The sequence below is a fragment of the Paenibacillus lactis genome, from assembly GCF_017873605.1.
GTDB lineage: Bacteria > Bacillota > Bacilli > Paenibacillales > Paenibacillaceae > Paenibacillus_AQ > Paenibacillus_AQ lactis.
The window spans coordinates 1-23033 of the sequence record NZ_JAGGKI010000011.1; the positions used below are offsets into that span (position 1 = coordinate 1).

The 23033-nt window shown below is 48.6% G+C and carries 19 protein-coding genes; 5 read left to right on the forward strand and 14 right to left on the reverse strand.

Annotation, left to right across the window (positions count from 1 at the left end):
- The coding region (locus J2Z18_RS19335) for a hypothetical protein (protein WP_210095189.1) at positions 1 to 187 on the forward strand (187 nt) is incomplete at its 5' end.
- A gap of 35 nt (positions 188 to 222) precedes the next feature.
- On the opposite strand, the gene J2Z18_RS19340 is transcribed toward J2Z18_RS19335, so the two are convergent.
- The 3 genes from J2Z18_RS19340 to J2Z18_RS19350 all read right to left on the reverse strand — a co-directional run bounded on the left by J2Z18_RS19340 (position 223) and on the right by J2Z18_RS19350 (position 2660).
- Complete coding sequence (locus tag J2Z18_RS19340) at positions 223 to 771, reverse strand: GNAT family N-acetyltransferase (RefSeq protein ID WP_007130122.1); 549 nt, start codon at positions 769 to 771, stop codon at positions 223 to 225.
- Positions 772 to 1023: 252 nt separating this feature from the next.
- The gene (locus J2Z18_RS19345) at positions 1024 to 1494 is read right to left on the reverse strand and encodes a DinB family protein (protein WP_007130123.1); all 471 of its coding nucleotides are present in this window, start codon (positions 1492 to 1494) and stop codon (positions 1024 to 1026) included.
- A gap of 251 nt (positions 1495 to 1745) precedes the next feature.
- Positions 1746 to 2660: a LysR family transcriptional regulator gene (locus J2Z18_RS19350; protein ID WP_040738675.1), complete on the reverse strand. Its 915-nt coding sequence runs from the start codon at positions 2658 to 2660 to the stop codon at positions 1746 to 1748.
- 287 nt (positions 2661 to 2947) lie between these two features.
- Between J2Z18_RS19350 and J2Z18_RS19355 the strand changes: the two genes are divergently transcribed.
- Complete coding sequence (locus tag J2Z18_RS19355; protein WP_007130125.1) at positions 2948 to 4168, forward strand: hypothetical protein; 1221 nt, start codon at positions 2948 to 2950, stop codon at positions 4166 to 4168.
- Between the two features lie 89 nt (positions 4169 to 4257).
- Here J2Z18_RS19355 and J2Z18_RS19360 read toward each other — a convergent pair whose 3' ends face one another.
- The 6 genes from J2Z18_RS19360 to lacZ form a co-directional block, all read right to left on the reverse strand.
- On the reverse strand, positions 4258 to 4530 hold the full coding sequence (locus tag J2Z18_RS19360) for an ATP-dependent DNA ligase (RefSeq protein WP_007130126.1): 273 nt from the start codon (positions 4528 to 4530) through the stop codon (positions 4258 to 4260).
- Between the two features lie 74 nt (positions 4531 to 4604).
- On the reverse strand, positions 4605 to 5123 hold the full coding sequence (locus J2Z18_RS19365) for a hypothetical protein (protein WP_210095190.1): 519 nt from the start codon (positions 5121 to 5123) through the stop codon (positions 4605 to 4607).
- Between the two features lie 52 nt (positions 5124 to 5175).
- Positions 5176 to 6177, reverse strand: coding sequence for a hypothetical protein (locus J2Z18_RS19370; protein WP_007130128.1), 1002 nt, complete (start codon positions 6175 to 6177; stop codon positions 5176 to 5178).
- A gap of 259 nt (positions 6178 to 6436) precedes the next feature.
- A complete protein-coding gene (locus tag J2Z18_RS19375) occupies positions 6437 to 7348 on the reverse strand; it encodes a tyrosine-type recombinase/integrase (protein WP_007130129.1) in 912 nt (303 codons plus the stop codon).
- 204 nt (positions 7349 to 7552) lie between these two features.
- Entirely contained in the window at positions 7553 to 8272 is a 720-nt protein-coding gene (locus J2Z18_RS19380; protein WP_040738722.1) for a YebC/PmpR family DNA-binding transcriptional regulator, read from the reverse strand.
- A 651-nt stretch (positions 8273 to 8923) separates the two neighbouring features.
- Positions 8924 to 12046: a beta-galactosidase, LacZ type gene (gene lacZ / locus J2Z18_RS19385; RefSeq protein WP_210095191.1), complete on the reverse strand. Its 3123-nt coding sequence runs from the start codon at positions 12044 to 12046 to the stop codon at positions 8924 to 8926.
- A 119-nt stretch (positions 12047 to 12165) separates the two neighbouring features.
- Here lacZ and J2Z18_RS19390 point away from each other — a divergent pair, with 119 nt between their 5' ends.
- Entirely contained in the window at positions 12166 to 12990 is an 825-nt protein-coding gene (locus J2Z18_RS19390) for an AraC family transcriptional regulator (protein ID WP_007130133.1), read from the forward strand.
- A gap of 16 nt (positions 12991 to 13006) precedes the next feature.
- On the opposite strand, the gene J2Z18_RS19395 is transcribed toward J2Z18_RS19390, so the two are convergent.
- The 5 genes from J2Z18_RS19395 to J2Z18_RS19415 all read right to left on the reverse strand — a co-directional run bounded on the left by J2Z18_RS19395 (position 13007) and on the right by J2Z18_RS19415 (position 20484).
- Entirely contained in the window at positions 13007 to 14590 is a 1584-nt protein-coding gene (locus J2Z18_RS19395) for an extracellular solute-binding protein (protein ID WP_007130134.1), read from the reverse strand.
- A 45-nt stretch (positions 14591 to 14635) separates the two neighbouring features.
- The gene (locus J2Z18_RS19400) at positions 14636 to 16393 is read right to left on the reverse strand and encodes a cache domain-containing sensor histidine kinase (protein ID WP_007130135.1); all 1758 of its coding nucleotides are present in this window, start codon (positions 16391 to 16393) and stop codon (positions 14636 to 14638) included.
- Positions 16390 to 17907 carry a response regulator gene (locus tag J2Z18_RS19405; RefSeq protein WP_007130136.1) on the reverse strand — a complete coding sequence of 506 codons (1518 nt, stop codon included), beginning with the start codon at positions 17905 to 17907 and terminating at the stop codon, positions 16390 to 16392. The genes J2Z18_RS19400 and J2Z18_RS19405 overlap by 4 nt, the downstream gene beginning before the upstream one ends.
- Before the next feature lie 201 nt (positions 17908 to 18108).
- Positions 18109 to 19020: an NADP-dependent oxidoreductase gene (locus tag J2Z18_RS19410; protein ID WP_007130137.1), complete on the reverse strand. Its 912-nt coding sequence runs from the start codon at positions 19018 to 19020 to the stop codon at positions 18109 to 18111.
- A gap of 72 nt (positions 19021 to 19092) precedes the next feature.
- The gene (locus J2Z18_RS19415; protein ID WP_007130138.1) at positions 19093 to 20484 is read right to left on the reverse strand and encodes an MFS transporter; all 1392 of its coding nucleotides are present in this window, start codon (positions 20482 to 20484) and stop codon (positions 19093 to 19095) included.
- A gap of 145 nt (positions 20485 to 20629) precedes the next feature.
- Between J2Z18_RS19415 and J2Z18_RS19420 the strand changes: the two genes are divergently transcribed.
- The gene (locus tag J2Z18_RS19420; RefSeq protein ID WP_007130139.1) at positions 20630 to 21517 is read left to right on the forward strand and encodes a LysR family transcriptional regulator; all 888 of its coding nucleotides are present in this window, start codon (positions 20630 to 20632) and stop codon (positions 21515 to 21517) included.
- A gap of 307 nt (positions 21518 to 21824) precedes the next feature.
- The gene (locus tag J2Z18_RS19425; RefSeq protein ID WP_007130140.1) at positions 21825 to 23024 is read left to right on the forward strand and encodes an MFS transporter; all 1200 of its coding nucleotides are present in this window, start codon (positions 21825 to 21827) and stop codon (positions 23022 to 23024) included.
- Positions 23025 to 23033 lie beyond the last annotated feature (9 nt).

Below are 23033 nucleotides of genomic sequence, written 5' to 3' on the forward strand. Positions count from 1 at the left end.
GTCTTGTTGGTCAAACCTCGATCTCTCCACCCGCATAGCGGGTGGTTTTTTGTTTCGCACGCTTCGCGAGCTCAACTGGCTAAAGCCGCAACAAAAAAAAGGTCTCCATCCTCTGATAGGACGAAGACCTTTTTCAATTGGCATCGTTTATCGGCTTCAAGCCGGTTCTACCATATCGTTAAGTTGATGCTGCATTTCAATCCCCACGCCTTGTGGAACTTCCTACTTCACATCCTTGCTGCTCCGGCTTGAACAGAGTACCCACTCCGACTTCAGCACCGCGTAATAGTATTCGTCCCACCAGGTACCGTCTTCCCTTGGGATGCACTGAATAAAATGCCCTTCCCGGCGCATGCCGATCTTCTCCATCACCCTGTAAGAAGCGATGTTATCCGGCTGACAAGTAGCCACCACCCGGTGCAACCCAAGGTTGGTGAAAGCGTAATTCAACGTGGAAGCAGCGGCTTCCGTTGCGTATCCTTTACGCTGATATCCGGGATGGAATACCCAGCCGATCTCGTACGTGTGCTCGCCGAACCACGGGTGAAATACGATATGACCGATCAGTGCTTGTCCCTCTCGAAGCGTAACCGCATAATTTTTGGCGTTCTTGCCCTGATGGAGCAGCACGAACTGCCTGGCTTTCTCTTCAGTAAATACGCCCTCTGGGATATATTTCATCACAACCGGATCTGCGGTGTATGCCAATACTTGATCCCAATCATCTTCAACGAATTCCCGTATGATCAATCTTTCTGTCACGATATGCATCTTAAAGCGCTCCTTATTAAAGTTATTTAATGATCTAATAACTTCAATAGAGTCGCAAATGCGTTTCGTCGAATAAAGCGATGTGCTTGAATAACTACGAATCAACCCCTTTTGTTCACCCTGCCATTGTTGGCATAACCATCATATTCGACATGAATATGATCATTCCCTTCGTACGCTTTCGCATGCTCATCTAATTTAAGGTAGAATATGTACAAAAGAGTCCTTTGGAGGACTTCTGCTTTGCCTTTTTTAGTACGTTACCCTATTTAGAATCGTCTTGATTTTGTCAAAATGCATGCCTTCATGGTAGAGACAGAAGCTTAGAAATTCTTCCACGGTCGTAAGCTTCAAGCCTTTGGAGGTCGTATACGGGGATTTCACGGTTTCTTGCAAACGATGGGCGTATCGCTCCTCGATCCGTCGAACCTGACCTTCAAGATGCTGGATGATCTCCTCCATCGACGGCCAAGCTGCCTCAATTTCTCTTGGCTTGGTCCCCGAGCGGAACAGCTTTTGGTAGGCCTCCGGCAGCTCCGCCGGTTCACCGTTCACAACGAAAGCAAACGATTCCAGCGTGTAATAAATATGCCCGGCATTCCACTTTATATGGTTGTTGATGCCCTCCGGGATCATCTCGGCTTCCGCGTCGGAAACCTGCCGGATGACATTCAATGTCTGATTCCGTACGAAATCTAAATGCTCAAATATAAAATCTCTCATGTTTGGCACCCCTTCTAAAGGAAAAAATAGTGTGTAGCGTAATTTCGCTTATTTCGATACTGGCGTCGTTTCCCTTCTAACGCTCGAAAAGTCGTATTTTGATGTTGTTATGAATGATCGATATTCTCTCTCCTCCATACTCGTAGTCGGCGCCCCGGTTATCCCGAGTGTATCGTATGGCATGAAAAAAGAATAATATGGATTTCAAGCGGATTCATAAAAAAAATGGATGAATCATAATTATTCGCATCTCATCCTTCGATGGTCTGGTCTGCCGTCCTTATATCGGATTGGATAAAGGAAATGAACGAGCGAATGACGGGCGATTCGGTCCCGTGCTTGCGCGTGCACACCCGAATTGGATGCGGCAGCTTCACACCTTTGACATGAATCCGCTTAAGCTGACCGGAAGCAAGCTCTTTCTTCACGAACAGCGAAGGCAGAAGCGCGATGCCGAAGCCTGATTGAACGGCCTCTGCCGTTTCTTTCAGGCCTTCGATCAGAATCGCACAACGGGGCTGGTCGTATCCAGTGGATCGAAATAACGTGAGCAGCTGGTCACGCGTGTAGCTCCCCTCCTCTCTCATGACAAAAGGCTCCTTCACCAGCTCATCGAGCGTAACCTCCCTCCCGGCAAGCCGGTGGCTGTCCGGGACGGCAAATATCAACTCATCCTCGAGGATGGTGAAATAATCCACGGCTTCATCCTCAATCGGCCAATTGCCGCAAACGATCGAAATATGTACTTGCTCATCCAGCAAGCGCTGCAATGCAGAGCGGGCTTGGCCCTTAAGAAGCTGGATCGCCACTTCAGGATGCTCAAGCTTATAGCCGGTTATCCAGCGATGCAGCAGCGTACGTTCAGGAAGTTCCGTCGCGCAAATTTTCAAGCTTCCTAGAAGGCCTGTTTTCATCGCAGCCATGACGCCCTCGATTTCAGCTTCCATTGCGAATAACCGCTGCGAATGCTGAGCCAGAAGCTCCCCTGCTTCGGTAAGACCGATATTCCTTCCCCTGGCCTCAACGAGCTTCAAACCGAGTTCGCGCTCAAGGTTTCGAATTTGCGCGGTGACGGCCGGCTGGCTTAAGAGCAGGTTCTGTGCTGAACGCGTGATGCTTCCTGTTTTGGATACGTCGTTAAATATTCGAAGAGCATGAAGGTTCATACGAATCCCCCCTTTATAATCCATTAACAGCTCCATAATCAATTAGATATCTTATATCCTACAGCAAGCCGATTTGTAAACCGGAAGTTTTTCAATTGGCATGAGGCCGTCCTAATCACATAAACAAAAAGATGAGGAATTTCGTTTTCCGTTTTTTTAGCGGACTGCAACCTTTGCATTTATTTGCCGTCTATGACTATGAATCCAGCACATTTTACCAAGAAAATCGTGCCTGGTTACTTCCTATCGCGTTAGGACAATCTACATAATAATGGAGGAGACCCGTAATGAACAAAATTTACAAAGTACTAGCAACGACAACACTTCTTGCGATGGCAGCCATGCCGGTTGTTAATGCGCAAGCAGTGTCTCCCGCCCCGATAACTTCCGGTCAAGGAAACTTACAGCAGCAAGTGAAGGTTGTGCCCGGAACGATGGGTTATATCACCGATTATGTAAATGACAGCAATGAAAAATGGATTACCGTAACCGGACGCGGGCTCGGGCCTACCGATCAGAGCGAGATCCGTTTGTCGGTGAACCAAGATACGAAGATCATCGATGCCAAAGGCAATAAAGTACAGCTGCAGTCGATCGTCGACAAGAACAAAGCAATCAAAGCATTTTACAGCCCGAATATCACCAAGAGCCTGCCCGCACAAGGTCAAGCATTGACCATCATCGCGCTGGACAGAGACTTCGCCGCGATTGACGGTACAATCTCTGAAATCAGCAAGGCCGGTATTCTTGTGGAAGGACGCAACCTCTACACATCCGATGAGGAGACCATATTGCTCCATCTGGATCCGAAAGCTAAAATCATTGACCAGAACGGAAATACGCTGGAGGAAAGCGAGCTTAAAGCCGGCATGCAGGTGAAGTCTTTCTATGGCCCGGCCGTTGCCATGAGTCTTCCTCCGCAATCGACAACCAACTATATCCTGGTTAACACCGAAGCTGCAGAACTGCCTGATCTTGACCAGCCTGCGGGAACGACCGGTATCATAACCGACACGACAGATGGCAAAATCACCGTCATTGGTCAGGCTCTTGAGACCGGCGGCGTCAACTACGTCATCTTAACGGTGGATGAAAAGACAGAGATTGTAGACAAGAACGGGGCTGCGCTCAGCCGTGACGTTTTGAAGGAAGGCGTGCGCATTGAGGCATTGTACTCCCAGGTGATGACGCTGATTTATCCTGCCCGGACCCATGCCGACAAGATCGTTGTATCCGATACGAAAGCTCCGAAGATTGAAGGAACCATCGCCGAGTCGGAGCGCAACTCAAAGGAACAGCTCTATATCAATGTGGGATCGGATTCCTCCACCGACAATGACGTGATCCTGAACATTTCGAAGGATACACAGATTATTGCGGGACTTGACCCGGATGCAGAGCTTGCACCTGGTACCAAAATTACGGCTTATCATTCGCCGGTAATGACGAAATCGCTGCCGCCAATTACGGCTGCCGAAGTGATTATCGTTCATCAGAATCAAGAGTAATAGGCCCCATACGTCAAATATGACGAAAGTGGATGGTAGAGTTGCAGTTAATGCAGCGATTTTATCCGCCTTGTTCGCCTGGAAGCGCGTCATAACGGATTCGAATTCGGAGATGCCTTTGCTGGATCAACGCATGCAACTTCGCCGTCCAAAACTATGTCATGTGGAAACAGAGCATTAATTGAGCCGTTTATTTCGGGATATTGACGCGTACAATCGTTGTTATTTCGAGTGTATAGGCGAACGGTACCGTTCTGCTGCGAGTAGATCAAGCGGTGACCATCGATTTTAGGTTCGAATATATAGTGCAAGTCCGAGAACGGGGTTTTTGCTGTTGCGAGTAACATCGGTTCAATAAACATAAAAACGCCTCCTTATCGAATTATAGCGTTTTGCTAAACGATAAGGAGGTGGTAAATTTTAGAGATTAAACTTTTTACTTTTTTTCGTATATTAGATCACCATTAGCTGAAAAGGCCTCGAGTTTACTGTCCGCAGAGTAGGGTTCTTCTAATATGAGGTACCAGAAAGTTAGACCATCACTTAAGGTAATTTTATTTGTTACTTCTCCATTTACCTTAATCTGTTCTATATCTCCTTGATTAATTGATCCATAAACAATCCTAAACGGTACTGTTTCTGAATAGTCCCAAACGTAAGAAATTGGAATATCTTTATCAACTAAAGAGGCACTTCCACTACTATTAACCAATTTCCATTTCCCTGAGTTATATTCAATATAGCTCTCATTAAGACTGTCATCATGAGTGTAAAAAACAACAATTCCATTATCTACTACTTCGTAATGCAATATTTTGTCAAAGCTAATACTTGCTTTCTCTAGTACACTTTTTAACTGATTCTCTAGAGCAGGGCTATCTGGTGCTTTTGTGCAACCAGAAAGGATCGAGATTAACAGACACACCAGTAAAGTGAATTTAAGTTGAATTTTCATTTGATGTCAATCTCCTTGATGAAAAGGCGCATATATAGACGCCCGATTCCTTTTAATATGCTCTGCCTGTGCTAGTACGAGGGTAACGATTATTAACCGATTTATATGTGACAGTAAGTTGAGTATCTTTTAAACCTGTTCCTGAGATTGTTGCAGAAGCATCAAGTTTATGAGTTTTCCAGTTGTGTTCGAAGTCGAGAAAAACTTTGTTTGTAGAAGCTGAGCCTATTTTAGTAAAGTATAGCGTTGCTCTACCATGATCCGTATCATAACTTCTAATTAATATCGACTTGTCTGCAGCACTTCCACAAGACCAAGGAATACTAGATGAGTAAGCATTAGTATCATCAATTGTCCAGATAACTCCATTCGCAGTTTCTTTTTGCTTAGTTACTTTAGAATTGGCAATAGGAACTCCATTGTTATCGTAGCCAGATTGACTCTCTTTATATGATATCCTATTTGCCGCAGTAACGCTACCACAATAACGCGCTTCAACTTTAGTAGTAGTTGCGTATGATTTCACTATGCCAATCTGATTATTGCTTCTAATGGCTAAAACATCGTAAGTATCAGCATAATTATCCCATCCAGTGAGGTCCGTGAAGTTAAACTCTCCTGAAAATTGATATTGTTTTGTACTGGAGTTATACAAGATAGTTTCGTCCGTCATTGCCAACTGAGAAGGAGTTGAGAGCGGAGTAACAACATTTTCAGTTTCCGATACTTCGCTCCATCCATTCTCTAAAAGAAACTTTTTGTTCTCCTCTTTAGCTGCTTCCCGATACTTATCATAAATTGCCTTTTCATCTATGACTGCATTGTCTATATTCAAACTAATGCTTTTTCTCGTTTTTTCTTTCTCAATCTCTTCTTCTGCTTTTTTATAAGCATTCTCGTAAATTTGGTCTGTTATTTTTTGCGTTTCCTCAGCTTGTTGAATCTGCTCTTGTGTCGGGAGTTGCTCATTTCCTGCATCTGCAAAAGATATTGCACTTCCGCCGATAGAGAAAGCTAAAAGTACAGATGTCAAAGTGACTGCTATTTTCTTCATTTGAAACCTCCAGTTGTTAGTATGTACATCAATTTACAATTTTTGAGACAAACATACAATAGGAGTATTTAACTGTTTATTCCAATATAAAACCAAAAAATGGGACTTTCGTATCTAATTTGGATGTTTTGGAACTTCTCTATCTTTCACACGCTACTCAATAACCATCGCTATCATAGCGCCTCCATTTTGTAACGAAAATTTTAATTGATTCTCTTCTTAAACATTCAATTATTTCAATGAAAATATAATGCAAACTCTATAAGTTCATTAACGGGCTGGTTGTCTTTGCCAACTCAAGTATCTGCTCATCTTGAATTGACTGTAGATAACGATTAGTGATAACAGTCGACTCATGTCCTAATAATCTACTAAGACTGTAAACATCCAATCCTAATCTTAATTGTTTTTGAGCATAGTAATGTCTAAGTGTATGGGGACTGCAACGAATATGTTCTCGAACCTTAGCCTCCGCTCCAGCTTTTTTGACTATTACCTCAATTGCAACAACTGTAAGAGTTTTACCATTTTGAGATAAGAAAAAATTCGAATCAGTCATAATTTTATCTTTAAAATATGCCTCTTTTACTCTCTCGTATTTGATAATGTACTTTTTCAAAAGAGGTGAAATGTATAAATGTCTTTCCTTATTCCCTTTTCCATGTATCTTTATAACACTATCTCTTACATCAAGAGAACTAAGAGTACATAATTCCAAATTTCTGATTCCTAAGTCCACAAAGAACATCAGAATTAGCTTATTACGTAAACTTAAATAGTAATCCCCTTTAAAAACGTTAAGCATTCTCTTCACTTCTTCATCATTGAAAGTCTGAATCAGAACCTTTGGTTCCTTCATCCACTTCAAACCAAGAACAGGATTTCTTTTTTCAGCAATATATCCTTCTTCAACATTGAAACGGAAAAACGAACGAATGTTTTTTTGTATCCCATTGATGTAGGTTTCAGATAAACCTTTGTCTTTTAAGTTCCTAAGATAGGCTTTGATATGGGAAGTATTAACTTCTTCCACTTCCGTCACGTCATATTCATTAATTAAAAAATTTAAGAAGGCTCTGTTATTATTTCTGTATCCTTTTATAGTTCTGATACTATAATTCTTGATCTCCAAATCAAATAGAAACTCTTTGTAAACATCCTCTAATAACATAAAAAACTCACTCCTTGTATAGTCATACAAAAAGTGAGTTAAAATAGCGAGCACTTCTGGAAAAACGTACATCATCATAAATTTCATCAATCAACAAAATGTATACCATCGCTGATTGAGAAAAACGGTGAAATTCGGATATTTACCCATGTTTGAATCAGCAGTAAGAGCATCTAAACACTGAGTTTAAAGGATTCTTGTATCCTATTCCTCAAATTCCACGTTGTGATATACCTGCTGGACGTCTTCGAGGTCTTCCAACGCATCGATCAGCTTCTCGAACTGGGCTAAGCCATCTTCCGGCAAGGTGACGAAGTTTTGCGCCAGCATCGTCAGCTCGGCGACCGTAAACTCGGTTACCCCTGCATTCTTGAACGCTTCCTGAACCGCATGGAATTGATCCGGCTCTGCATAAACGATAACCGCCTGATCCTCTTCGATAATGTCACGGACATCCAGGTCCGCCTCGAGTAGAAGATCCATAACCTCCTCGGAAGTTTTGCCTTCTACGCCGAATACGGCTGTTTCATCGAACATATACGTAACCGATCCGCTGACACCCATATTGCCGCCGTTTTTATTGAACGCTGCGCGTACAGCGGAAGCTGTACGATTCACATTGTTCGTCAGCGCATCGACAATGATCATGGAGCCATTCGGCCCGAAGCCTTCGTAACGAAGCTCCTCATAGTTCTCATCGCCGCTGCCTTTGGCTTTCTCCAGCGCACGGTCAATGATGGCTTTCGGCACGTTATATGTTTTGGCACGCTCCAGAACGACCTTCAGTGCACGGTTGGATTCCGGATCCGGCTCACCCTTCTTCGCGGCGACATAAATTTCAACGCCGAACTTCGCATACACGCGACTTGTATTCGCATCCTTGGATGCTTTTTTCTCTTTAATATTATTCCATTTACGGCCCATACTTTTCCGCTCTCTTTCATCATTGAATCTGTAGCCGGTATTCAACAAATACCCTCGTCCATTATATCTCTATTAGAGAAGATGAACAAGTTAAGAGCGAAGATTAGGGGATGTGGAAGGATAAGCAGTCCTTCGGTCATCCCCTAGCCGCGTCCGATACCAAACTGGTCAATAGGGCGTAAAGTAACTCGGATATGGATGTTGAAAGTAACGTTAACGATACAAGTCCCTTTTGGGGACTTGCTGCGCCTTTGGAGCTCCGGTTCGCTCGTACTAGTCCCTTTTTGCAGCTAGAATAGAAAGTAGACACCCCTTAGTGATAAAACGATAATGAAACAAAGGAGACGAGAAGGTGTCCAAAAAATGAGTGGCCATAGACAACATTATAACGAGACATTTAAACGTGAAACCGTAAAGTATGTGCAAGAACAATCGAAGACGGTGGAGCAGATCGCCGATGAATTGAGTATTCGTGCACGAGTCTGTCAACCATGGTGAAACCTTACGTCAGCGGGGCAACCGGCAAGCTCTTCTCTTGTCTCCACTCCCACCATCCAATAAGGAAACGACCGTTTCTCCTAAGCGGGAAACGGTCGCTTCTTATTTTTATGGCTCGGTGGTTCTTCGGTCGTTCCTTTTTAAAACTTCAAATTACTTTCCGAACGCTTTTAATGTTAGTGCCAGGCTGTATTCCCGGTTCGCGTACAGGATATGCTCCGGATGAGGCTTTGCTCCCCAGCTGTCGTCACCGCCGACGCCCATTTGCTTCACCATGAGCCGGATAACGGTTTTGTCGGAAGCCGGCAGCTTATAGGCATGATCGCTCGCCTCGATTTCGGACGGCGTATACGGCAACGCATTAAATTCAAACCTGGTGTTACCTTCGAACAAGAAACCCGTTCCGACTTTGTTCTCCACCGATGCCCATCGAACTTCCGTCTTGTTTCCGCATTCCTGCGGCCGCAAATATGGAACCCATTGATCTTTGACGAGCCCTTCATATTTACCGATCTTCACTCCGCTGTTCCGGTCGGAATAATTCTCAAACGGGCCCTTTCCGTACCACTTGATTAGATCGAACGAGCCTTCCATTGCAAACAGCAAACCGACTTCCGGGATTTCCGGCAAGCCCTCGCCGGGTGTGAGCCGCATCCGCACATCCATCGTTCCATCGCCTTGAATGCTGTATTCCAGGGTACAGCTGGACTCCGGTACGGTCGGCAATGCATAGCGAACCCTGACATCTGCCAAAGCCGGAGCTGCACGATAGGAGAACTCGAGCAGCCTCCGCTCCATGCTGGCTGCGCGCCATATTCCGCTGCGCTCCTCCAGATTGTTCCCGCGGTCATTATCCACCATGGCCCGCCAGAAGTTCGGACGGAGCGGCACAGCGATAAGCTCTACGCCTGCGGCTGCGTAAGAAACCAGTTCCCCCGTGATTTTATCAAAAACAACCGCAAACTCCTCCCCTTTTACGGTAACCTGATCCTGTTTCACGTCCAGCTGTACCGGCTTCCCGGCAGGAATCGGGTTCACTCGAGTCTTCTGAACGGCCGGAAGCACAAACTGTCCGAAGGCAACCTCATACCCTCGTTCAGCCCATGTCGTGCCTTCTTTCAACTGAAATCCGAAGGTTGCGATAAATTCATCACCGGCCGATCCAGCTTCCGTATGCTTCAGGATGTCCGTGACGTCAACCTGGATGACGTCGCCCGGCGCGCAAGGAATTAAGCGTTCGCCTTCCGCGACTGGATCGCCGTTACGCATGAGATTCCATACAAAATCAAATTCCGAAAGATCCGTAAACAGATACTTGTTCGTTATGCTCAAGCGGCCTTCTGAGAGCTTGCTTCCGTCAAATCGGACGCTTTGATAGCATTTTTTCACTTCAGCGATCTTCGGCGACACGGTTCGATCCGCAAAGATGAGGCCATTGCCGCAGAAGGTGCCGTCATGCGGCGATTCGCCGAAATCTCCGCCATAAGCCAAGTACTCCTCGCCGTCTTGGTTGCGGGTAAGAATGGATTGATCGATCCAATCCCAGATAAACCCTCCCTGAAGCACCGGATACCGGTCGAACAGCTCCCAGTAGGCGCTTAACCCGCCGCAGGAGTTGCCCATAGCATGGCTGTACTCGCACAGGATGAACGGTTTGGGCGGGTTGTTTCGGGCATAGCTCTCGATATAATCGAGCTTCGTATACATATGGCTTTCGATATCAGATGCCGCATCCGACCGGCGATCGTGGAACACGCCCTCGTAGTGCACGATGCGGGACGGGTCATTATCTTTGAAGTAACGGTACATATGAAGGAAATTGTCTCCGCCGAACGATTCGTTGCCTAGCGACCAGATCACGATCGACGGATGATTTTTATCCCGTTCATACATCGACTTGGAGCGGTCCAGCACGTTGCCTAGCCATTCCGGCTTGCTTCCGGGGACCGTATCCTCTTCCTCTTTCTGTCCGTAGCGCCAAGTTCCGTGGGTTTCAAGATTCACCTCGTCAATGACGTATAAGCCGTACTCATCGCAAAGATCGTACCATTTCGGATGGTTCGGATAATGGGAGGTCCGGACCGCATTGATGTTATGTTCTTTCATCAGCTTGATATCCGTCAGCATCTCTTCGACGCCGATCGCGCGGCCCTTCTGCGGAGAAAATTCATGGCGGTTGACGCCCTTGAATTCCACCGTCTGTCCGTTAATCTTCATCAGCCCGTCTTGAATCTCAAACCGGCGAAAGCCTACTTTGCAGCTTACGTATTGAACGGGCTCGTTTCGTTCATTTTTCAAACAAACGACCAACGTATACAAATTCGGATATTCCGCGCTCCATAGCTTTGGAGAATCGACCTGGCCAGGCAAAGTGATCGTCTGCGCCTTGTCGGTGCCGAGCGTGAAGCCTTCCGATACGGCATTGCTCCACACCGGCTGCCGATGCTCGTCAAACAGCTGCATTTCCAGCGCCAATTCCCCTTGATGCTGTTCGCTATAATTGTTGATTCGCACGGCAACGTTCAGAGAAGCATTCTTATAATCGTCATCCAGCTCAGGGAGCGCTTTAAAATCGTAAATATGGGCATCCGACGCCGTGTAAAGGTACACATCCCTGAATATGCCGCTCATTCTCCAGAAATCCTGATCCTCCAGCCAGCTGGCATCACTCCAGCGATATACCTCGACGGCGAGCTTATTCTCGCCCTGCACCAGGTAAGGGGTAAGATCAAATTCAGCTGGCGTAAAGGAATCCTCGCTGTATCCAACCATCTCTCCGTTCAGCCAAACATAAAATGCCGATTCAACGCCTTGAAAGCTGATAAAAACAGGTTGGCCGCTCCAGTCGTCCGGAACTGCGAACGTTTTTATATAGGAACCGACGGGATTGTATTTCGTCGGCGCGTAAGGCGGTTTCAAATTCTCCTGCTCGACCCAGGGATAACGGACGTTCGTATATTGTGGGTAATCATAGCCTTGAAGCTGCCAATGCCCGGGGACGGTAATCTCTTTCCAGTTCGACGCATCATAATCTCGTTTGTAGAAATCCTTGATCCGCTTCTCCGGATTTTCCGCCCAAGCGAATTGCCATGAGCCGTTTAAACTCAAATAGTTTCGGGAATCCTCGAACCTACCTTCGATAGCTTCCTCCAAAGTGTCATATGTAATGAGCGTGGCATGGGCATCCATACGGTTCAATTGATAAATTTCAGGGTTATTATTCCATTCGGGATAACCGTTCGCTGGCGGGCTGTAGATCCACTTCGTCTTTCCCAAATTCCGTTCACTCCATTTCTGTTATAATTATATTCACATTATAGAGTGATGAATTTTCTTTTTTCCATTAAACGATATTCAGCATGATTTAAATATTTGAAACCGAGGTGCAGACTTCTATGGATATTATCCATTTCTGCCATCTGAGTGAATCGGACAGACGTCTTCCCGTGTATCTTACGTCAGCGGGACAATGGAACCACCAGGAGCCCGTTCATAGGCCTGACGGCTTCGCATCCTACCAGTGGCTCATGATCTTGTCGGGTGAAGGAGCTCTCTATACAGACGACAGCGTTTATTCCGCCAAAGCGGGGCAGGCGATCTGCCTGTTCCCGGATGTTCCGCACCGCTATCACGCACTCCAGGAGCCATGGAAACTGATGTTCATTTCCCTGGAGGGCAGTCTATGCGGGCCGCTTCTCGCCCAAGCCGGAATTACGAAGTCGGGCGTGTATACGATGCTGGACCCGGATAAGATGCAGGCGGTTTTTTCAAGCATCATTGAGAGTGCCGGCTCAAACGACAGCCATGCCGGCGTGGAATGCTCCAAGCTGCTTTACGCTCTGCTCCTGGATATCCCCATGCAAATCCAGGCTAAGCAGCATACCCGGCATCAGCATTTCGAGCGGCTGCAGCCTGTCATTCGATACATTAAGGAATATTGTCAGCATCCGCTAACGCTCGATCTCTTGGCGGAACAGGCTGGCGTCACCCCGCAATATTTGTGCTTGCTGTTCAAAAAAGCTTTCAATTTAAGACCGATGGAATACGTGAATCGGGAGCGCATTCAATTAAGCAAAGAGCTTATGGTCTTGGAGCCGCAGCTTAAAATCCAAGAGATTGCCGGCATGGCCGGATTTGAGCACACCAGCTATTTTTGCACGGTTTTCAAACGATTAGAGGGGGTTTCCCCTGAAACATTCAAGAAATCTCATAGCTATTAGATTTCTGGATCCCGTGTTACTTGCTCGTTGCTGCGAACGCGTCAAGCTGATCCTGCAGCTCGGCCATAAACGTTCTGAAGCCGGCTTGATCCAGCTGCTGTACGGCATTCACCAAATCCGATTCGATATCGCTCGTCATCCCGACCGCTAAAGGCACGATATAACGGGATTTCACCTTCTCCATGGCTGCCATCTCCGCCGTGACTTTCTGCGGGTTCAGGACGAAGCCTGCGAGCGGGCTCAGGCCGTTAGCTTCAGCCCGCTTGAGGCCTTCCTTTTGTAAATACGTACTGATGGCCTGCCATTCATCGGGATATTTCTCCGGAAGGCTCATGTAGCCATCATGCAGTCCCGTCCAACCGGGCTTTTTGTTTTCTGCTTTAATGCCCTCATAGCTCACAAGACCGCCGTCGAGCTTGTAGTTCTCACCTTCGACACCATACATAAGCAAATTGTAATACGTTCGGTCCGTATGGGCTTTCTCGATCAGCTTCAGTGCAAGCTCCACATGCTCGGAGTGCGCACCCACCGAGATCATCGTCGTACTATCCGGGGCCATAAACGGCAAATAGGCTGGCGTATGGTCAAGAAAATAATCGAACCAGCCGTATTCATAATCCGGATGCAGCTCTTTCAGCACCCCTATGTAACCGCTGCTGACGGCTCCGAAATGATTGTTGAATTCAAGCGGCTTCTCGTCGGCTTTCATCCATTCCAGCGTTTCGCTGGTTGCATTACCCTGAGCGGCAAGGATGTCGCGGCTGACGATGCCATCCTCATACCATTTCCGGGCCCGCTGCAGAACCTGCTTGTACTCCGGTGTATCATATATGCTGACGGCTGTGTAAGGATCTTCGACCGAGACAACCGCATAGCCCTTTACCAGCTCGATATACTTGGAGCCTGCCGTCAGGGTCCAGATATTATCCGCGAAGCGTTTATCATTAATCATCGGGGTCTCCGGATATTCCTCTTTGGCCCGGTAAAGATACTGTTCTGCCGTATCCAGATCTTTTATTTCCGACAGTCCCCAAGCTTTGCGCAAATCCTCCCGGTACAGCATGCCTTCGCCTCCCCCGCCCGGCTTGTTGTACTGCGGAATGCCATAAAGGCCGCCGTTGATCATGACGCTGTCCAGCGAGCCCTTGTAATGGTCGACCAGATCAGGGACTTGTCCGAGCAAGGGCGCCAGGTCGGCAAACGCATTTTTCAAGGCAAAGGTTGTAAAATCGGACCATGCCCCTCCCACGTAAAGGTCATATTCTTTGGATGCAATCGCTTTGCTGATCTGATTCATTTCATCTCCCCAGGGAATGTAATCGAAACGAATAGTCGCTCCAAGATCCCGGATCGTTAGAGCATCGAGCTGCTTATAGAAATTATCCATCCCACTGGCCGGCGGACGGCCCATGGTAATGGCCCTCAACTCCACAACCGGTGTTCCACCAGGTGTTGTTATCATATCCACCGTATCCACCGTCTGATCGACCGCTCCCGTGCCGGGTCCATCATTCCAGCAAGACGTTAAGACAACGGCGAAAACGGTCGCGAAAACGATGAAACAGGCCGCAGGCAAACTTCTGATCCGTATTGATTTCAATGCATTTCCCCTCCGTAATGACAGCGAAATAATCCATCCTGTACGTTATGAATCCGGTTCTTCCGTACCCTTCATTATGGCCGGAACGTCGATATACACGGTTGTCCCCGCTCCTTGGAGCGAGCGCAAATCAATCCCATTCGGCTCGTTAAAGTAATATTCCAATCGTTTCCGAATATTGTTCAGTCCATATCCGCTACCGCGATGCTTCGAGGTGCGCGTATCCGCTGTTCCGATCCCCGGTCCGTCATCGCTTACCGTCAACTGCAATCTGCCATCCCGGGTGCTGCCTCGGATAATGATTTGCCCCTCTCCCTCAGGCTTTTCCAAGATCCCGTGCACGATCGCATTCTCAACGAGCGGCTGCAGCGTAATCTTCGGCAGCAGGCACGCTTCAACGGACTGCTCCACCTCAATGGCAAATCGGATCTTTCCCTTGAACCGCTTCTGCTGAATGGCCGCATACATTTCGCACAGCCGCAGCTCATCCTTCACCGTAACGAAGTCCTCGCCCTTGTTCAGAATCAGCTTATAGTAATCGGACAGCGCATACACCACATGCTGAATGTTCTTCTTCTCATCCTTCTGCGCCATCCACACGATCATATCCAGCGTATTATACAGAAAATGCGGATTGATCTGGGATTGCAAAGCTCTGAGCTCCGCGCCTTTAATCTCCTGTCCGAGGCGGTATTGCGTATCCATCAGCTCCTTGACGCTGTTGATCATATAATTGTAGCTCGAGACCAAATGCCCGATTTCATCCTCTTGGGTCGCGATATCCAAGGTGCTCAGCCGACCTTGCCGGACCTGGCTCATCTTGTTCATTAGCAAGAAAATTCGCCGCGTAATGGATTTGGTTACCGGCATGATGCATACCAGTAGAGCCAGGCATACGGCCCCATACACGATAAGCACTTGATTGCGAACCTGATTGACCGCTTGAGCGGCCAAATCGGCTGAAATGACGGAATGCAGAAACAGATTCGTCGATCCGATTCTTGAATCCCTAACCAGATACTTCATGTTATCCGTTGCGACGGGCTCGAACCGCTCCCGGGTCACTTGTTTCGTAAACAACTGCTGCCGATGCTCCAGCTCATCTTGCCCGTTGCTGATCACGACTTCTCCGTCCTCGGTCTCCACGTATATCAGCTGCTCTACGGCCGTGTTCATGACGTAGGATTGAAGCTGACCCAGCTCTACCCGAATCGTAACAATGCCTACCGGCGTCGAATAATCGTTGACATCCCACAGCACTCTGCCAAGGATCAGCTGCGTCTTTGAAGGCGAAGCCTCATCCTCTGCCAGGACCCACACCGCATCCCCTTTGGCTGCCATGATCTTCTGTGCCCATGGAAGGCCTTCTACTCTCCCGATTGGCCGGTACATAGCCGCCCGAGGACCTGTAACGACAAAGCCGTCATCAATGTAATAGACGATGCCGTTCATCTCCGAATTCGTCTGCAAGATCCGCGTGTAGTCCGTAATCCGCTCGAAGGCGGACAGCTGCTCCCATACCTGCATGTAATCCGGATCCTGAGAGAAGACGGCATTCATCTGCTCATCAATCATAATCATCGACGATACTTCCTCAATATGAGAGAACTTACTCGACAACAAGGAAAGGGTTTGTTCGAAGCTCTGATTCGCGGCATAGCTCTGCCGGCTGATCACGGAATCTCGGAGCTGCCCATAGGTAGCGAAAAACGTGATTACAAGCGGAAGGATACCGGCAAGCGCAAACAGGATCATCAGCTTCTTCTGCAGCGATAAATTGCCAAGCCACGCCCCCAACTTCATCCGCAGCGCTTCTTTCTATATTCAACCGGCGTCAAGCCGGTGGACGTTTTAAATACTTTGGTAAAATAGCCCGGACTCGCATAACCGCACATTCGAGCTATATCGGCCATTTTGAAGTGCTCCCCCGCAACGAGCCGCTTCGCCAGCTCCAAGCGGTAATCGTTCAAATACTGCTTCATCGTAGTCCCCGTCTCTTGTTTAAAGAGCATGCCGAGATGAGCAGCGGACAGATGGACATGATCGGCAATCTCTCGAATATCCAGATCCGCGTTGCTGCAATGTCTGGATATATAGCACAACACGGTACGGACAACGTGCGAATAGGGAGAAACTTCTTCCGCTTCTTTTTGGTAGGCATGACAGATGCTAAGGATAAACTGCTTGACTTCCTGCATGGACCGGCAGGCATTCAAATGGTTCTCGATCTCTTGGAATTGATACACTTTACCGGTTGTCAGCAGCACTCCGCCTCTTTCGCTTAGCATCGCGTGTGCAAAGGAGAGGATCCATGACATAACCCTCGTTCTGGGCATATATCCGCCATTCATCAGCCGGTCGCAAAAGGATTCCATCCACCCGGTCAGTTCATTCGGGCTCTGCTTCAAATAGTGATAGAATTCCAAATAGATGTCGCCCTTGATCATATAAGGAATCCACGAGGACTTATCGTATACGATGATGCTGGTCCGGTGCCGAAAGAAGATAAGCTCCAGGGCAAGCTCAGATTCATGGAAGCTTCTTGGCACTTCATCGAGATGCGAAACGACAGAGCCGACACCGATCCGAATCTCCCTCCCGCTCCCGCATAAGCGTTCTGCCGCATGAAGGACAGCTCCGCGCTCATTCGGGCTACATAGCGGAACGATCATCAGCTGCCGGTTCTGATCAAGCTGTTCCGTTAAGACAGCTGGAGCATAGGTTCCCCAGTCATTGTCATTCGGACTCGTTATCGCCCATCCTTGGCCCTCTTGATCCCATCGTGATACGACCAAGCATACATAGCTCACATCCGCCGGAAACCTTGCCGCATCGCATATCCGCCTAATTTCATCCCCGCCAAGCGACTGCGTACGCAAGACATTGGCCAGTTTCGTTCGCTCCAGTTCAAGCTTTTGATCCAGCAGAACATGCCGTTCTCGTTCTTGCTGAATGAACCGGATCGTTTTCCGGATGGCCTCCTCCATCTCAGGCAGCTTGATCGGTTTCTCGACATAGTCTACGGCTGCGAGGCGGATCGCGCTTTTTAAGTAAGCGACGTCCATATAGCCGCTTATAAAGAGCACCTTGCTGTCCGGACAGGCTGCAACCAACCGTTCCGCGAATTCAATGCCGTTCAGCTTGGGCATTCGGATATCCGTAATAACAATTTCCGGTCGATGAATGGTCGCCTTCCGAAGCGCTTCAGCCCCATCCTCCACCTGAAGAACCTCGCTGACGCCATAATCCTCCCAGTCAATGGACTCCACAAGCCCTTCCCTCGTGTAAACGTCATCATCTGCAATCAGCACTTTCATGCGGATTCCTCCTAATATCCTATAAATTCTGAGATTTTATAAACTACGGATAGCGCTTTCATATAATTCTAATGAATACGCTCTGCTATTTAAATATACATGATGAAGCCTGGGTCTGGTATCAGTTCCGGCAGTGACTGGCTTAAGACATGAAAAAGCCGCGATCATCGCGGCTTCCATTCGTAAAAGTCTCAGCTTGGCTTATAAAGTTAATACCACTTTTCCTCGTCCGTGGCCGGTCTCTACCAGGCGATGCGCCTCCTGCGCCAATGCTAGCGGATAGGTTTGGCGGAGATGGATCCGAACGGCCCCTTCCTCATACAGATCGGTCAGCTCTTGGAGCCTGGCTGCGCTTCGCATGCCTTCCAGCGCAGGTACGCCAAGCTCGTCGGCGGTCTCGCTCGCTACCATCGTTCGTATCCGTTTCTTGTCCGGAACAAGCTCTACCGAAGCCCTAAGCGCCTCGGCTCCTGCGGCATCAAGTGCAGCATCTACGCCCTGGGGTGCAATCGCGCGTACCCGTTTCACAAGTCCTTCCCCGTAATGGACGGGGATGACGCCGAGTGAACGCAAATAGTCATGGTTTGCTTCGCTAGCCGTACCGATGACGACCTTGGCCCCCCAGCGCTTAGCCAGCTGGCAGGCCCATGTGCCGAATCCCCCTGCCGCGCCATGGATGATCACGGTATCGCCATGCCCGATGCCGATCGCCTTCAGGGCCATATGCGCTCCTTGGCCGTTGCCGGATAAACCTCCTGCAATATCCCACGGCATATACGGCGGCTTCGTTACGATTTGGTCTGCACTGACTACGATATACTCCGCATAGCTGTTGAATAGGGAGAAGCCTAGCACCTCCATACCGGCCTCGAACCCCTCAACCCCCTCGCCTACCTGATCAATGACCCCGGCAAACTCATTCCCCGGAATGATGGGCAGCGGTTTATTACGGACATAGGATATCGTTCCTTCCCGTACACGGCAATCAAAGGGCATCACGCCGGCAGCTTTCACCCGAACTCGCACGGTGCCGGGACCTGCGGAGGGGTTCTCCATTTCCATCAGGGTTAAGACTTCCGGAGGACCGAAAGTGGATACAGCCATGGCTTTCATATACAACCTCTCCTTTATACGAAATTAATTTTGACAGATATAACTTCCTTCGCCCTTTCCGCACCTGGACTTTCACCCTGTTGAGGAAGCATCCTGAAGCTTCTTCGACCGCCGTATGAACGCTGCTGCATAGATCATGACGACCGCCATCATCAGCATGGCCAGCAGCAAATAAATGTTGCTGAAGGTATTGGCTTCAGCGGTTTTCTCTCCAATCAAAGGGTTCCAGGCTGAACCGATCCCTTGGTCCACCATTCTTCCGTACAGGCTGGCAAAAACAGCTCCTGAAACAAAATTCAGCATCGACATCAACCCCAGGCCAACACCGCTTTGATCCTTCGGAAGGGCCAGCGATATGGTTTTGGTAAGCGAAATCGCCATAAACGCCTGGCCTACAGTGCCAAAGATTAGGAATAAGGCGATGAGAATCTGCGCACCCATTGAAAAAGAAGACATCATCATGAAGCAGATCATGTATAGCGTCGAGGCTAAGAAGAAAAGAAAGCTGTTGCCCTTGTGATCCGCCGCTCGCCCTCCCGACTTGCTTAAGAGCGCTGCGAGGACAGCAGCGGGTACCAGCACCCAACCGGACCTGCCGTCTCCCATCCCATGCAATTCGGACAGCAGGGTCGGTGTCAGAAATGATAGCGAGTAGCCGATGCCGGTTGTCATAAAGACAATACCCAGGCCCAGCGCATAACGCCTATTCGAAAAAAGCCGGGGACTGATGAAAGGTTCTTCAGAACTCGTTATTCTCAGGAGCAGAGCCGACATAAGCAAAACGAAGCCAATGAATGTCCATGGTGCCACCGACGTTACGAACAGCAGCAGCATGGCAATCGTCCCGGCAAGCAATCCTCCTCCAAGCCAATCCATCCTTACCTTGCGGCCTTGCTGATCATCCTGTAAATATTTGTAGTAAAGCGGCAATAACAGCAGGGTCAGCACAGGCAGCAGGAACAATAGCCGCCAATGCACAACGCTCGACAGCAGGGCTGCCAACGCCGGGCCTGCGGCGCTGCCGACAGCGCCGCCCGTCATCGTAATCCCCAGGGCTCTCCCCCTCGTAGATGACGGAACATAACGAACAGGGATTATTCCTGATACAGCAGGGATTACAGCCGCGCCTGCGGCTTGCAGCATCCGTCCGGCAATGACCATGCCATAGGATAACGACAGCATCCCGACAAGCGAGCCCGCCGCAAAGGTAATGAATCCAAACGTAATCAGGGATTTTAACCGACAAGCATCTGCGAGTTTGCCGTACACTACGCTGCCGACCGCAAACACCAGCAAATACGTGGTGCTCACCCAACTGACCTCTGACATGCTTAGCTTGAATTCATGCCGAATCTCTGGAAGCACAATGTTGAACATCGTTGCATTCATAACCGTAACGGCAAGGGTGAGGGCCACTAAGACCATGAGGCGGTCCGTGGGTGACTTAATTGACCGTTTCTCCATGCATAACACCCCTGACTTAAATGGAATCCCCGATAAATAGAGGAATGACCTTCTGTTTCACTTGTATTTTATATGGCTTCTGGAATAAACTGAAATATATATCCTAACATGTTGATCATATACTTCAGTATATAGGGGGATGAAGATGGAGCTGCTCCAGCTGCGTTATTTTCAGACAGTAGCCAAAATGGAACATATGACGAGGGCCTCACAGGAGCTGCACATCGCTCAGCCTGCTCTTAGCAAGACGATTGCAAGGCTGGAAGCCGATGTCGGCGTCCCTCTTTTTGATCGATACGGCGGACGAATTCGGTTAAATGCATTTGGTAAATTATATTTGGACAAGGTGGATCGCGCGCTGCGGCTGCTTGAGGAAGGTCAGAAGGAAGTAATGGAGCTGGCCGGTCTCGAGCATGGAAGCATCCACTTGGCAACCTCTACGCTCGACCTGCTGTCCGATCCGCTCAGCCGATTTATTGGACGATATCCCGACGTGAACTTCAAGATCTCCCAGGTCAGTCCGGATGAAATGATCCAACTGGTGGAAGACGGGCGGGCCGATATGTGCTTTACTTCAATAGCCCTGGAGCAGCCCTTTTTGTCCCAGGTTACCGTTCTGAGCGAAGACATCTATTTAGCGGTACCGGCGGGGCACCGGCTGGCGGGTCAAACGAGTGTCCGGTTGTCCGAGCTGGGCGGAGAATCGTTTATTGGATATAAAGAAGATTTTATTTTTCAAAAGATGTATGACGAGTACTTTCGTGAAGCGGGAATCCGTCCAAAGTATGTATGCAGGGTGGATGAGCCGCCGGCAGTTGCCAGCCTGGTTCGAGCGGGGATCGGGGTTGCATTGTACGGATGCAAAAGCGCTCAGGACGGTAAGCTTACGCTGATTCCGATCACGGAACCGAAATGCAGGCGCGATTACCGGCTGGTCTGGCATAGCAAACAATATCTGTCTCTGGCTGCCCGCACATTTCGCGAGTTCTTGATGGATTATTTCAAGGATCCCGATGGAATCACATCCCTATAAACAAGCACAAAACAAAGAGCCCCCCCTATCATCAAGGGAGTGGCTCTTATTTCGTCTATCTGTACGTTTAGGCGTGAAGCTGCAGGCCGTTCCAGTACCTCCTGCACATAGCCTGCACGAACGATAATATCGCCGAAGTATACGCCTATTCCTCTGCAGCATCATAAATACGGAAAAATAAACACTTGTAATTTTATAGACATTTTATTATTATGTCTATGTATTAAACATCGTTCTGCGCATTCGTTTGTTTGATTACGTTATTTAGCTTGATTCATTCGATAGCCTAGAAAGGAGCCCTATTTCCGTGTCTAACAATCCCTACGTCCGCGTCATTTTGCTGTCGCGGGTGTTTCTCAACCTGGGCATTTGGGTCCGTAACTTTGCGATTTTGCTGTACGTTACGGATTTGACCCAAAATGACCCGCTGTACGTCTCGCTGATATCCGTTGCGGAATATGCGCCGATCTTCCTCTTTGCGATCATCGGAGGAACGTATGCCGACCGCTGGCAGCCCAAACGAACGATGCTCGGGGCTGATATGCTGTCCGCCCTTTCCGTATTTCTCGTATTGGCCGCCGTTCACCTCGGATCATGGCAGGCTTTGCTCGGACTAACCTTTTTCTCAGCGGTCGTCTCCCAATTCTCGCAGCCTTCCACGATGAAGCTGTTTAAACGTCATGTGCCGGAGGAGCAGCTTCAATCGTTGATGGCGATGTTTCAATCGTTGGTGGCTTTCTTTATGGTCATCGGCCCGATCGCCGGAGCTTTCGTCTACCAGCGGTACGGCATCGAAATATCGCTGGTCGTTACGGGCGTGTTATTCAGCGGATCCGCACTGTTCCTATCCCGTCTGCCAAGAGACGAGAAGAATGCCCGGCCATCTGATAAGCCTGATTTTAAACGAGAGTTGACGGAAGGGTTTCAGTATGTCTGGAATCGGCCCGCCTTGCGCTCTCTTGGCGCTACGTTTACGGTCGCCGGGCTGGCGGCAGGCCTGATCCAGCCCTTATTGCTGTTCGTCACGATCGAGAATCTGGGGAAGGACAAAGCGTTTCTTCAATGGCTGCTGACGGCGAACGGTGCGGCTATGCTCGTTGGCGGTGGATTCGTCATGTGGTTGGCGAAGAAGGTTTCCCCTCAAACTCTACTGGCCACTGGACTTGCCGTCAGCGCCATCGGAACAATCGGTATCGGCTTTTCTACCCATATCCCGCTAACGCTGCTGCTTCAAGTCGTGAACGGTTTTTTCTACCCTTGCATCCACATCGGCATCAATACGCTGATCCTGAAAAATACCGACAGCTCCTTTATCGGCCGGGTAGGCGGCATTCTCACCCCGATGTTCATGGGCATGATGGTCATCGGCATGTCGCTGGGCGGCATGTTGAAAGGCGTCTCCTCCTTGGTTACCGTCTACTCGATCAGCTCCATCCTGTTCCTTGTTGGCGTCCTCTTCCTCCTTCCGTTATTGAAACGAAGCGCGGTTTCCAAAGGAAGCGTTTGATCCCTATCC

What these genes read in the sequence shown, in the direction of transcription:
- J2Z18_RS19420 (WP_007130139.1), top strand. Translation starts at nt 20,630, where the DNA reads ATGGAGCTGCTCCAGCTGCGTTATTTTCAGACAGTAGCCAAAATGGAA.
- J2Z18_RS19360 (WP_007130126.1), bottom strand. Translation starts at nt 4,530, where the DNA reads ATGTTTATTGAACCGATGTTACTCGCAACAGCAAAAACCCCGTTCTCG.
- J2Z18_RS19365 (WP_210095190.1), bottom strand. Translation starts at nt 5,123, where the DNA reads ATGAAAATTCAACTTAAATTCACTTTACTGGTGTGTCTGTTAATCTCG.
- J2Z18_RS19390 (WP_007130133.1), top strand. Translation starts at nt 12,166, where the DNA reads ATGGATATTATCCATTTCTGCCATCTGAGTGAATCGGACAGACGTCTT.
- J2Z18_RS19350 (WP_040738675.1), bottom strand. Translation starts at nt 2,660, where the DNA reads ATGAACCTTCATGCTCTTCGAATATTTAACGACGTATCCAAAACAGGA.
- J2Z18_RS19400 (WP_007130135.1), bottom strand. Translation starts at nt 16,393, where the DNA reads ATGAAGTTGGGGGCGTGGCTTGGCAATTTATCGCTGCAGAAGAAGCTG.
- J2Z18_RS19415 (WP_007130138.1), bottom strand. Translation starts at nt 20,484, where the DNA reads ATGGAGAAACGGTCAATTAAGTCACCCACGGACCGCCTCATGGTCTTA.
- J2Z18_RS19405 (WP_007130136.1), bottom strand. Translation starts at nt 17,907, where the DNA reads ATGAAAGTGCTGATTGCAGATGATGACGTTTACACGAGGGAAGGGCTT.
- J2Z18_RS19340 (WP_007130122.1), bottom strand. Translation starts at nt 771, where the DNA reads ATGCATATCGTGACAGAAAGATTGATCATACGGGAATTCGTTGAAGAT.
- J2Z18_RS19355 (WP_007130125.1), top strand. Translation starts at nt 2,948, where the DNA reads ATGAACAAAATTTACAAAGTACTAGCAACGACAACACTTCTTGCGATG.
- J2Z18_RS19380 (WP_040738722.1), bottom strand. Translation starts at nt 8,272, where the DNA reads ATGGGCCGTAAATGGAATAATATTAAAGAGAAAAAAGCATCCAAGGAT.
- J2Z18_RS19370 (WP_007130128.1), bottom strand. Translation starts at nt 6,177, where the DNA reads ATGAAGAAAATAGCAGTCACTTTGACATCTGTACTTTTAGCTTTCTCT.
- J2Z18_RS19345 (WP_007130123.1), bottom strand. Translation starts at nt 1,494, where the DNA reads ATGAGAGATTTTATATTTGAGCATTTAGATTTCGTACGGAATCAGACA.
- J2Z18_RS19410 (WP_007130137.1), bottom strand. Translation starts at nt 19,020, where the DNA reads ATGAAAGCCATGGCTGTATCCACTTTCGGTCCTCCGGAAGTCTTAACC.
- J2Z18_RS19375 (WP_007130129.1), bottom strand. Translation starts at nt 7,348, where the DNA reads ATGTTATTAGAGGATGTTTACAAAGAGTTTCTATTTGATTTGGAGATC.